Origin of the sequence: Paenibacillus sp. FSL H7-0943 (assembly GCF_037963265.1) — a bacterium.
GTDB lineage: Bacteria > Bacillota > Bacilli > Paenibacillales > Paenibacillaceae > Paenibacillus_AQ > Paenibacillus_AQ odorifer.
Genome location: NZ_CP150148.1, coordinates 1,560,989 through 1,573,274 on the forward strand (window position 1 = coordinate 1,560,989; position 12,286 = coordinate 1,573,274).

11 protein-coding genes are annotated in these 12,286 nt (G+C 41.9%); 10 read left to right on the forward strand and 1 reads right to left on the reverse strand.

All coding sequences use genetic code 11. The features are described 5' to 3' along the window. The first annotated feature begins 179 nt into the window (after positions 1–179). The 10 genes from NSQ55_RS06885 (at position 180) to NSQ55_RS06930 (ending at position 11,258) form a co-directional block, all read left to right on the forward strand. Positions 180–992 carry a sugar ABC transporter permease gene (locus NSQ55_RS06885; protein WP_232061505.1) on the forward strand — a complete coding sequence of 271 codons (813 nt, stop codon included), beginning with the start codon at positions 180–182 and terminating at the stop codon, positions 990–992. Then, positions 992–1,813 (forward strand): carbohydrate ABC transporter permease, encoded by an 822-nt coding sequence (locus tag NSQ55_RS06890; RefSeq protein WP_036675882.1) that lies wholly within the window; start codon positions 992–994, stop codon positions 1,811–1,813. Before NSQ55_RS06885 ends, NSQ55_RS06890 begins: the two co-directional genes overlap by 1 nt. A gap of 37 nt (positions 1,814–1,850) precedes the next feature. Next, positions 1,851–4,922, forward strand: coding sequence for a glycoside hydrolase family 2 TIM barrel-domain containing protein (locus tag NSQ55_RS06895; RefSeq protein ID WP_339172182.1), 3,072 nt, complete (start codon positions 1,851–1,853; stop codon positions 4,920–4,922). 158 nt (positions 4,923–5,080) lie between these two features. Beyond that, on the forward strand, positions 5,081–5,791 hold the full coding sequence (locus NSQ55_RS06900; RefSeq protein ID WP_076185383.1) for a lantibiotic protection ABC transporter ATP-binding protein: 711 nt from the start codon (positions 5,081–5,083) through the stop codon (positions 5,789–5,791). After that, a complete protein-coding gene (locus tag NSQ55_RS06905) occupies positions 5,788–6,534 on the forward strand; it encodes a lantibiotic immunity ABC transporter MutE/EpiE family permease subunit (protein ID WP_248547802.1) in 747 nt (248 codons plus the stop codon). Before NSQ55_RS06900 ends, NSQ55_RS06905 begins: the two co-directional genes overlap by 4 nt. A 2-nt stretch (positions 6,535–6,536) precedes the next feature. Then, the gene (locus tag NSQ55_RS06910) at positions 6,537–7,298 is read left to right on the forward strand and encodes a lantibiotic immunity ABC transporter MutG family permease subunit (RefSeq protein WP_339172184.1); all 762 of its coding nucleotides are present in this window, start codon (positions 6,537–6,539) and stop codon (positions 7,296–7,298) included. Between the two features lie 15 nt (positions 7,299–7,313). Continuing rightward, the gene (locus tag NSQ55_RS06915) at positions 7,314–7,973 is read left to right on the forward strand and encodes a response regulator transcription factor (protein WP_339174424.1); all 660 of its coding nucleotides are present in this window, start codon (positions 7,314–7,316) and stop codon (positions 7,971–7,973) included. A gap of 101 nt (positions 7,974–8,074) precedes the next feature. After that, a complete protein-coding gene (locus tag NSQ55_RS06920) occupies positions 8,075–9,337 on the forward strand; it encodes a HAMP domain-containing sensor histidine kinase (protein WP_339172185.1) in 1,263 nt (420 codons plus the stop codon). A 289-nt stretch (positions 9,338–9,626) separates the two neighbouring features. Beyond that, complete coding sequence (locus NSQ55_RS06925; RefSeq protein ID WP_036675873.1) at positions 9,627–10,400, forward strand: SDR family NAD(P)-dependent oxidoreductase; 774 nt, start codon at positions 9,627–9,629, stop codon at positions 10,398–10,400. A gap of 498 nt (positions 10,401–10,898) precedes the next feature. After that, positions 10,899–11,258: a hypothetical protein gene (locus NSQ55_RS06930; RefSeq protein ID WP_036675871.1), complete on the forward strand. Its 360-nt coding sequence runs from the start codon at positions 10,899–10,901 to the stop codon at positions 11,256–11,258. A 64-nt stretch (positions 11,259–11,322) separates the two neighbouring features. Here NSQ55_RS06930 and nrdF read toward each other — a convergent pair whose 3' ends face one another. Then, on the reverse strand, positions 11,323–12,282 hold the full coding sequence (gene nrdF / locus NSQ55_RS06935) for a class 1b ribonucleoside-diphosphate reductase subunit beta (protein WP_076099522.1): 960 nt from the start codon (positions 12,280–12,282) through the stop codon (positions 11,323–11,325). Positions 12,283–12,286: the final 4 nt, after the last annotated feature.

The following is a 12,286-nucleotide window of genomic DNA, read 5'->3' on the forward strand; positions in this document are numbered from 1 at the left end:
ATTGGATTTCTACAGAAGGATGGGTAGCAGGGGCTTTCATCTCTAATAAATCAGACAGAAGGGTGTGAAGTGGAGTGGAAAATGTAAAGCCAGGGCTAAGCTCTCAAAGACATAAAAGCTCTAAGGGTCAACGGCAGATCCATCTGACAGGTTGGTTATTCGTTATTGTGCCGGTAATTATGATCAGTATTTTCTATTTCTATCCAATGATTCAAGCTTTAATTCTATCCTTCAAGACAGGTAGAGGCAATAATCTTCATTTTACCGGCCTTGATAATTATATTCGGCTGTTTAGCGACACCACTTTCCTTACAGCCGTCAAAAACACTTTTATTTATTTGATTATTCAGGTCCCAGTTATGCTGGTGCTGGCGCTCTTTATCGCTGTGCTGCTAAATGACGAAAGACTGAAATTTAAAGGGTTTTTCAGAACGGCCATATTTCTGCCAACGGTAACTTCACTTGTAGCCTACTCCGTTGTTTTCAAGTACATGTTTGGAGCCGAAGGTATCGTCAATAAATTTCTGGTGAATCTGCATCTAATCAGCGAACCGATTCAATGGATTACTGACCCCTTCTGGGCCAAAGTCACTATCATTATCGCTATCACTTGGCGCTTTACTGGCTATAATATGATTTTCTATTTGTCCTCACTGCAAAATGTCGACAAATCAATATATGAGGCTGCTCATATAGATGGTGCGAGTGCATTTACACAATTTTTCAAAATTACAATTCCCCTATTGAAGCCGATTATCTTGTTCACGACGATCACATCGACCATTGGTACCCTTCAGTTGTTTGACGAGGTGGTTAACATCACGAAAGGTGGACCCGGCAATGCAACCATGTCGATTTCCCAATATATTTATAACCTTTCCTTTGAATACACACCTAACTTTGGATATGCTGCAACTGTCTCCTATTCGATTGTTGTAATGGTGCTCATTCTGACGCTTATTCAGAACAAAGTAGGAGGGGATAAGAGATAATGAAAACCAAACGCATGTTTACTTACGTATTTCTAATCATCGCTGCGCTGATCTCTATCTTTCCATTTATCTGGATGGTTATAAGCGCCACGAACCAGTCGGTTGATGTAACCAAAGGGACATTGCTGCCGGGTGCACATCTAGTGGAAAATATAAACAATCTATTTAGTTCAGTGGATATGTGGCAGGCTCTCTGGAACTCTGCAAAAATCTCTGTGGTGACTACTGTGCTTTCACTGCTAGTCGCATCGGCGGCTGGATATGGTTTTGAAATGTACCGCAGCCGGAGTAAAGATATCGTATTCAATATTTTACTTGCTTCAATGATGATTCCATTTGCGGCGATCATGGTACCTCTATTTCAAATGTTCGCAAAAGTATCTAGTGTAGTGCCTTTTCTGGGCATCGATACAGCATCGGCGGTCATTCTTCCGACATTTACAACAGCATTTCTAATTTTCTTCTTTCGTCAAAGTACAAAAATGTTTCCTAAGGATATGATGGAGGCTGGGCGCATCGATGGTCTTTCGGAATTTGGTTTGTTCTTCCGCATTTATATGCCAACGATGAAATCAACTTACGCTGCCGCAGCGATTATCACATTTTTAAACAGCTGGAACAATTATCTGTGGCCTTTGATCGTATTGCAATCACCAGAAAATATGACTGTGCCTCTTCTTATCTCGAATCTAGGCTCAGGTTATGCCCCTGACTATGGTCTGATCATGTCTGCGATTGTCATTACAACCTTGCCGACAGCACTAGTGTTCTTCATGATGCAAAAGCAATTTGTAGCTGGGATGACGGGTTCGGTTAAATAAGTTAGCGATCATGTTATGAATAGAGGAGGAAATATAGATGAAGCAGCAGGTTGAACGAAACCTCACTCCAAGTCTGGAATGGTTATCAGACCCTTCCATTTATGCAATAGGCAGAGTGCACGCGCATTCTGACCATCGATATTACCAAACGAAAAATGAAGCCGAAGCGCTTGGAGAAATGCCCTGGCGCCACAGCCTGAACGGCAGCTGGAAATTTAGCTATGCCCAAAATGCCATGGAACGACAGGTTCATTTTTATAAGGAGAACGTGTCTTGCAGAGGCTGGAAGGATATTAAAGTTCCCGGTCATATCCAACTTCAGGGTTATGGGCAGCCTCAGTACGTGAATACGATGTACCCATGGGACGGTCATGAGCATCTTAGACCTCCGATGATCTCTGAGGACCACAATCCTGTAGGCAGCTATGTCAAATATTTTGAAGTTCCTGCGGGCTGGGAGCAACGTCCGGTGTATATATCTTTTCAAGGAGTTGAATCGGCTTTTTATATATGGCTAAACGGGGAATTTGTTGGCTATAGCGAAGATAGCTTTACACCGAGTGAATTTGATTTAACATCGTACTTGACGGAAGGTGAAAATAAGCTGGCGGTCGAAGTCTATCAGCGCAGCACGGGGAGTTGGTTGGAGGATCAGGACTTCTGGCGCTTTTCGGGAATCTTTCGTGAGGTGTATCTATACACCGTGCCGGATGTTCATGTGCGGGATCTCCACGTTCAAACCGATTTGGATGAAAAGTTTGAGCAAGGAACGCTGACGGCTGTCATGCAATTGATAGGTAATTCTGCCTCAAAAGTGCTCCTTGAGCTAAAGGATAGAGCAGGTAATCTTGTAGCTAGTGGGGAAAGTGAAGTTTCAGGAGATTCCCTTTCGCTTACGCTTGCGGCAACAAAGGTGCAGCTGTGGAGCGCAGAAGCTCCTAATCTGTATACCCTTTACGTCTCTGTTTACAACGCATCCGGGGATCTTGTAGAAGTTGTGCCGCAAAAAATTGGTTTTCGGAAATTCGAAATGATAGATAAGATTATGCACTTAAACGGCAAACGTATTGTATTTAAAGGTGTCAACCGACATGAGTTTAATCCGCGCTTTGGACGCAGCATTACAAAAGAAGATATGCTATGGGACATAAAAACCTTAAAGCAGGCGAACATCAACGCTGTGCGGACATCGCACTATCCGAATATGACGCTCTGGTATGAGTTGTGTGATGAATACGGAGTCTATGTCATTGACGAGATGAATTTAGAGTCGCATGGATCATGGCAGAAAATGGGGGCCATTGAGCCGTCTTGGAACATCCCCGGCAATAAGCCTGAATGGCAGGATATCGTGATGGATCGTGCGATTTCCATGGTAGAGAGAGACAAAAACCATCCCTCCATTCTAATTTGGTCCTGTGGGAACGAATCTTTTGCAGGAGAAGTAATTTTGAACGTAGCCAATTATTTTCGAGAGAAGGATCCTACTCGTTTGGTTCATTATGAAGGGGTGTTCCATAACCGTGAATATGATGATTCGAGCGATATGGAAAGCCGCATGTATGCGAAAGCGGCAGATATTGAAAGATATTTAACAGAAGATCCGTTAAAGCCATATATTAGCTGTGAATACATGCATGCGATGGGTAATTCCGTCGGGGGACTGCATAAATACACAGAGCTAGAACAGAAGTATCCAATGTATCAGGGTGGATTTATCTGGGATTATATGGATCAGGTGATTATAAAAAATGATCGATACGGTAAGCCCTTCATGGCTTATGGAGGAGACTTTGATGACCGTTCAACCGATTACAACTTCTCCGGTAACGGAATTGTGTATGCGGATCGGAGATGGTCGCCAAAAATGCAGGAAGTGAAATTTCTGTATCAGAACGTCAAGCTGCTCCCGGACAGTCAGGGTTTTACAATCAGAAATGAAAACTTATTTGTGGGCTTGGATGCTTATGAATTACAATACGCTCTGAACTATGAGGGTAGGGTCATCCAGCGTGGAACTGTATTCGCTCAGGTTAATCCAGGCGAGGAAAAATATGTAGAAGTTGATCTACCCGATATCAAGAATCAGTCTGGCGAGTATAGCTTGGATGTTTCACTTGTCCTGAAGGAAGATTCATTATGGGCGAATAGCGGTTATGAAATCGCTTTTGGCCAGCATGTTTTTCAAGTGGCCAATACGTCAGCCGAGGAGTCTTTAACAGATGCTAAAATAACATCTGTCGTGAATGATTTTCGCGTGGTTGAAGGAGATGTGAATATTGGTGTACATGGTCGTGACTTCTCCGTAATGTTCTCAAAGCAGGCGGGTACATTAATTTCTGTTAAATATTCAGGACAGGAAATGATCTCTTCACCGCCGGCACCACTCTTCTGGAGAGCAATGACAGACAATGATAAGGGGGCAGGAATGCATTTCGACTCTTCCCCTTGGTATGCAGCAAGCTTGACCCGTAGAACGTTAAGCTTCGAGCTCGTGGAGGAGAAAGATCGTGCGACCGTGACTTACGTGTATAAGCTTAGTGTATTAGAGGAGGTACGTGTACGTGTAACTTACACAGTGTTCTCCGATGGAAGCATACAGGTGAAATCAAGCTACCATGGAGCAGCGGGTTTACCAAAGCTTCCACTCTTCGCTTTAAGCTTTAAGGTGCCAGCGGATTATCACCAGCTGAATTGGTATGCAAATGGGCCGGAAGAAAATTATATCGACCGTGCGTGTGGAGCAAGATTGTGTCGCTTCCAGAATCATGCGGTGGATAATGTGTCGTCCTATTTGGTGCCGCAGGAATCGGGCAACCGCACAGGTGTGCGCGAAGTATCCATTAAGAACGATTATGGTCAAGGCATTATAATATCGGCACCAGCTACAGCCCCTGTTGAAGCCAATATCTCGCCTTACTCGGCAATGGAGCTGGAGAATGCGACACATCATTATGAGCTGCCGAACGTTCACTATACCGTTGTTACCATTGCTGGACGTCAAATGGGCGTAGGCGGGGATGACAGCTGGGGAGCTCCAGTTCTTGATGAATATCAAATCAATCCATCCTTAGATATGGATTTTGAATTTACAATTCGCAGAGCATGATGATAAAAATTCAACAGGCTCGGTTCAACGTTAAATTTGAACCGAGCTTTTTTTTATGCTCGTTATAATCCCGTATAATTTGAGCTCAGTAAAACCTTATAAAGTCCTTAGATTTGCTATATATGATCAACGTATAGCAAATGAGAGGATGATATAGGATGGGAGAATATATTTTACAAACTAATAATTTATGCAAGAATTTTAGGGGGCAGTGTGCGGTTAATGATATCAGCATAACCGTAAAAACTAATTCGATTTATGGAATGCTAGGCCCAAACGGCGCAGGTAAATCGACGACCCTAAAAATGATAACAGGGATTCTTCGAGCGACGTCAGGACAAATTTTATTTGACGGTCATCCATGGACACGTAAGGATTTACTACACATTGGAGCGCTGATTGAGTCCCCGCCACTTTACGGGAATTTGACTGCTGCCCAAAATTTGAAGGTACATACGACAATATTAAACTTACCGGATTCTCGGATTCGGGAAGTTCTTGAAATTGTTGATTTAACAACAACAGGCAAAAAAAGAGCGGGACAATTCTCTATGGGCATGAAGCAACGTCTCGGGATTGCGATCGCCTTGTTAAATCAACCTAGACTCTTGATTCTGGATGAACCGACAAATGGGCTTGATCCCATTGGGATTCAGGAATTACGTGAGCTTATACGCTCATTTCCTGCACAAGGGATTACCGTCATCTTATCGAGTCATATTCTTCATGAGGTGGAGCAAATTGCCGATCATATTGGGATCATTAGTAATGGTGTTCTAGGGTATCAGAATGCAATATATCCTGGTGATGATTTGGAGAAATTGTTCATGGAAGTCGTGACTCGGAACAGACAGGAGGTAACAAGATGATCCACTATCTGTTATCCGAAAATCTTAAATTCAAACGAACATTTTCGAGAAAATTGATTGTCGTGGTGCCACTGTTTTTTCTTCTATTTTCATTTTTCACACAACAGAACCTGCAAACGGAAGACCACTATTTTATGGAAATGGTATTTAATTGGTGGCCGCTGTTATTCATGACCATAGGATCTGCTTTGTTGTCTACACTATCGAATAACAAGGATCGTAAGGCTGGAGGGTACCGTAGCTTAAGCAGTCACGGAATTAGTATCGCTAAACTTTGGCTCAGTAAAATAATTGTGGTGTCATATTATTTGCTGCTGTCTTCGCTGCTCCTAATTGCAGTAATGTACCTATCTGGTCTTTTGTTTCCTTTGGGTGCAGCACCCTTATCTGAAATTACAACAGCCGCTATTGTTGTTTGGTTGACCTCTTTGGGGATGATTCCAATCTATCTATTCTTAGCCGAACAATTTGGGGCGGTAGTATCTATTCTTGCAGGTCTGTTTGGGATGATTGTGAGTGTACTAGCAGCGGATCAACCTTCATGGATTTATGTTCCGTGGAGTTGGGCTTTAAGGTTAATGTGTCCCATTGTTGGTGTGCGTCCCAATGGTGTGGCTCTTTCAGCACAGGATGCTCTAAGAGACTCTTCGGTTATTTTACCTGGAATTGTGGTGTCGCTTGTATTCTTTTTGGTAACCCTCACCTTAACTAGCTGCTGGTTTAGTAGAAGAGAGGTGCGATAGAGATGGTGATACTCCGACTATTACAAGCTGAATGGTTGATGACTAAGCACACTGCAATTCGTTGGTTGATATTCCTTGTTCCTGTTCTATATCCGATGATGGTACTTTGGTATTTTTCACAGCGTGCGGATCAGCTTCACATCTATGATGGTTATTTTTCATTACTAGCCTTTGGGTTGCCTGTTGGGATAGGATTATTCTCTGCTTTAATGAGTGGTTTAGAGGAGGGGGCAGGGGGATTCTATAATCTATTAAGTGCTCTTTCACGTCCGAAGTGTTATATAAGAAAACTAGGGTTCATAATCTTGGCGATGATATGGATCGTATTCGGTTCAACATCAATTCTAATACTGGGCATGAAAAAAATTTTGCATATAGAGCGGATACAATATCTAATATTCTGGCAAGGAGCTTGTTGGGTAGTAGGCACTGCTCTAATCTTAATGATCTTTCATCTCATCTTAAGTTATGCTGGAGGCATGGGACTTTCTCTAACGGTGGGTAGTGCAGGTACGCTAATTGCAGCTATCGTAGGTGGAACAATTGTAGGCGATAAAGTGTGGTTATACATACCGTGGGCATGGTCGATGCGGATAATTCAACTTCCCTTATTTTATGCACAACCCAACGGGCTCATTGAAACGGAAGTATTGAAGCTGCAACTTCTTCATTCCGTACCTGCTATACTTATTAGTACAATGGTAATGGCAGTGTTAGGCTTGATATGGTTTCATTACTTTCAGGGTAGGAAATCATATGAATAAATAGGAGTGAGGTCACTGGCTAATATTTTAATAATAGATGATGAACCTGATATTTTGGCGCTAGTAAATAATATTCTTAGCAAAGATCACCATAGGGTTACGATAAAAACAAGTGCACGACATATGCCTTTGAATGAGTACTCGACATTTGATTTAATCCTGTTGGACGTGATGATGCCAGATATCGATGGTTTTGAGCTCTGTACTCAAATCAGGGATATCGTAGACTGTCCGATTCTGTTTCTTACAGCTAAATCAATGGAAACGGATATTATGTTTGGACTTAGTGTAGGTGCAGATGACTATATCGTGAAGCCTTTTCGCGCAGGCGAGTTGAAGGCTCGGGTGAACGCTCATTTGCGGCGTGAAAATCGAGGGAAAAATCATATGTTAAGCGCATCTGGAGTGAAATTCAATCTCTCGGCAAAGGAGATTTTTGTTGATAAAGAGAAAATAAATCTCACTAAAAGTGAATATCAGATATGTGAATTTCTTGCTAGAAATAAAGGTCAGGTTTTTTCCAAAGAACAAATTTATGAATCGGTTTATGGCTATGACAGAGAAAGCGATAGCTCAACTATTACAGAACATGTGAAAAATATCCGCAATAAGCTGAGTGCGAGGGAGGTTTCACCGATTGAAACCGTTTGGGGGATAGGTTACAAATGGGTGTGAAACGAATACGGCTCCGTACAGTCTTCATTCAATATTTATTATCATTAGGTGCGTGTACTCTATTATTGGCACTTCTGTGTTTAGGGGTATTTACTCTCTTAATGCAGTATGGAATGATTGTTCCAGCAAACCATACCGAGCAATCCATTGCAAAGTCTTGGGATGTTTTGCAGCGTGCGCCACAAATTACGGAAGAAATGATCCCTTGGGGAGCGGAATATGCGGTATTGGATCAGCAAAAGAACTATATTTCAGGAAATATTCCTAAAGAACGTGCTCTAGATATATTGCAGAAGAATCTAAGCAGTTGCAATCTCATGGGTACAAACTGCAGCGATGTGATTGAGCGGGAGCATGAGGTTATCGTACTGCAATATGCGATCGTACCGCAGTTCACCTCGAATTTTCTGCATAACACGCTGCCTAATCCGCAATTAACGCTATTGCTGTTTTTTGTAGTTCTGATGTTACTGGAAGTTATTCTGATTTCTGGATTTTTCGCTCGAAGACTGAGTCAAAAAATGGCTTCCTTGCAGGAAGCTGCACATCACATTGAAGCTAAGAATTTGGATTTTACTGTCGTGTATTCTGGGGTCAGTGAAATTGATGAGGTGCTATCATCCCTGGAACAGCTGAGAGAGGAATTGAAAAAGTCGCTAGAACAGCAATGGAATCTGGAACAAATGAAAAAAGAGCAGATTTCTGCGCTTGCCCACGACATTAAGACTCCTCTTACGATTATTCAAGGAAATGCAGATTTGCTGATAGACTCAGATTTAGCAGAGAATCAGCAAGAATATATAGGGTATATTTCCAAAAATGCAGATCAAATCGAACAATACATGGCAACACTCATTGAGATTTCTAATACAAGAAAACAAATTTCTCCCCGCTCTAAATGGGTTGCAACGGATGCCTTTATCCAGCAAATTCGTATGCAGTTAGATGCGTTGGTTGTCCCTAAGCGTCTTCAGATAGAATTTCACCAGGACAATAATCTGCCCCCTGAGGTGTTGATTGACGATGAGCTACTTCATCGGGCTATGATGAATGTACTCGCTAATGCGGTAGAGTATTCCCCCTATGAGAGTGTGATTTATTTGCAGGTTGAGGCAAAACAAGATCGGTGGAGTATAACGGTAACAGACAGTGGATCAGGATTTACAAGTGAGGGACTCCAATCAGCAGTTAAGCAGTTTTATCAAGGGGACAGTAGCCGTACCTCCAAAAGTCACTATGGATTGGGACTTTACATTGCCGACACCATTGTCAGGCAGCATCAGGGTAGTCTGCATATTAGCAATTCTCCCCTGACGAGTGGAGGTCAAGTTCGAATCGACGTCCCAGTTCGTGGAGTTAGGTAGAGGTTTATTACACCTCTTAGAATAACATTGGATAAAACTTCTGGTTTATCTGATGAAATTCTAAGGGGTGTATTTTTTATGACGATCAAAACCAAATTCTCAATTGTTGGAAAAGTAGATTAAAATATTGATTGCTATATACAATTAAATACAATAAAGTTGTCATATAGAGGATAATTTTGTCGATTTTTCTGCAAAAATGTTCCAATCCACATTGTATCAGGTGACATTAGGGTCTATGAGGTTCAAATCCTCTTCCTGAAAAAGACATAAGAAAGTGGTGCGCATAATGAGTAGCAACAGATTTGAAAACAAAGTAGTTATTATTACGGGTGCTGGTACCGGAATCGGAAAAGCTACAGCATTGAGAGTAGCAAGAGAGGGTGGTACTGTAGTAGTTGCCAATCGATCAGATGCTGGCGCTAACACAGTCGAAGAAATCAAAGCTTTAGGTGGAGAAGCGCTGTTTGTGCGGTCAGACGTTTCAGTTGAAGCAGACTGCAAAAATATCGTAGATCAAACCTTAGCAGCTTATGGAAAGATTGATTGCCTTTATAATAACTCAGCAATTACAGGAGATAATGCGGATGTTACAGAATATGATCCGATATTGTTTCAAAAGGTGATTCAGACAAATCTTAATGGCCAATTCTACATGTTGCATTATGCATTACCACATATGAAATCCGGTGCTTCCGTTCTAAACTGTTCCTCCTTGCATGGTATTTTTATTGGGATGGCAAATGATGCAGCTTATTCAGCAAGTAAACACGCCATTGTGGGCATGACTAAATCGGTTGCTAAAGAAGTGGGTCACCGTAATATCAGAGTAAATGCTATTTGCCCTGGTCCTATTCCTACACCAACCATGAACAGATACGAAAAGTTGTTGTCTGATGATGTAGAGATGCTTCAATCTCTTATCGCTTCTGGAACGGCTTTGGGCAGATATGGTACGCCTGAGGAAGTAGCTGCTTTTGCATGTTTCCTTCTAAGTGATGAGGCTTCATTTATTACAGGTACAGCACATGTGATTGACGGGGGCTACTCCGCAACTAAGTAATTAGACGGATTAATTTACTTATATAAGCATCTAGTATCGAAGGCTTTGCGGCGTATTCCTGTTCGAAAATCCTGTAGGATGAATGGACTGGAGTTGGAAGGCGCACGCAGAGCCTTTTTTAGTTGTTTCTAAATGATAACGGAATTACACAATTGTGAATGAAATTAAGGCAAATATAACCATGGATATGTTGGAATTTGTAGAAATTTGTATTTTAATATAAATAAAAAAAGAAATTTGTCGATAATAATATAGGTAATAGGTATGAGTTAAAATATATTAGAAAGGATGTTGCAATAAAACGATACAGGAAATAGATGTCATTAACTATTGATTGTAACGATATGGCATCATTTAAACAAGGCAGTTTGTTCCAAACCCAGTTGCCAAAAGTAGAAGTTACTGAAAAGCCTGGGCAGAAATTTTTTGTCTGTTGGAGTTACATACATTACTTTCTATTATTAAAAAATAACTATTAAAACTTGGAGGAATACAATTATGTCATACACAATTAAATACAACAAAAGTGAAAACCACATCGATGTAGTATCTATCGATTTTTCTGCTGAGGATGTTCCAGGATACTTGAAGGATTTTGAGAATATCATGAAGCTTGTTAGTCCTAAATTTACAGGTACAACTGATGTAACTGAATCTGCAAGTGTACTTTCCCCTGAAGTTGCAGCAATGTTGGCTCCAACAGGTGAGATGGCGAAAGCAGCTGGCCAAGCAGGATGGGCTTATGTAACTAAAAACCCAATTTGGAAAATGCAATTGAAACGTATTTTTGGCAGAGATTTTGCTGATGCTTACGATACCTATGAAGAAGCTAGAACAGTACTGAAAAAATTGCAATAATCTAATAAATAGAGTTAGCAAAAAGTGCGGAGAGCTTTCTCCGCACTTTTTGTTTTATCTATATTTAAAATTGAAAATCTTCATCCTTCAGTGGCTCCACATTAAGCGCCCGGACATATCCGTTGCCTTTCTTCGAGAAGAAGTCATGCTGCTTGGTGTGGGTGCTGATCCCGTTCTGAACAATCGGGTTGATCTCTTCCTCGTCAAATAGCGGATCATGGCCCAGATTCATCATCGCTTTATTGGCATTGTATCTTAGAAAAGTCTTAACCTCGTCCACCAATCCGATAGGGGCATAGATCTGCTCGGTATAACGCTCTTCATTCTCATGCAGCAGTCGAAGCAATTCTACCAGCGTATGGTGAAGTTCGCGTTGCTCGTCTTCTGGGAGCCCGTCAAAGATCTCCTGTGCCAGCACGCCGACATATACCCCATGGATGCTCTCATCCCGTAGAATAAGGTCGATGATCTCACCGCTGCAAGTCATTTTGCCCTGCCCAGCCAGATATAGGGGATAGAAGAAACCACTGTAGAACAAGTAGCTCTCGAGCAGCACGGAGGCTGCCATGGCGAGGTACAGGTCTTTTGGTGAGTCTATGTTTTTGTAATATTGTGAGATGGTCTCCGCTTTGAACTGGAGGAAGGGGTTCTCTTCTACCCAGCGGAATACACTGTCGATCTCCTCTGTAGAGGACAAAGTGGTGAAAATACTGCTGTACGATTTGGCGTGAATTTGTTCCATCATACCCATGAAGCCCAGTACGGCTTTACGTTGAAGGCCTTCGACATGCTCCATAATCTGTGGCATTCCGACTCCGCCTTGAATCGTATCCAGCAGTGTCAGACCGCCCAGCACCTTCATATAGGAGTCCTTTTCTTGCTCACTGAGCGTGAGCCAGGACATTTTATCATCGGATAATGGAATTTCATCGTCCGTCCAGAATTGCATAATGTTCTGATTCCAGAACATCAATGAGAAATCGTCGTCGGGACGGTTCCAGTTAACGGCTTGGATAGCGGTCATAATA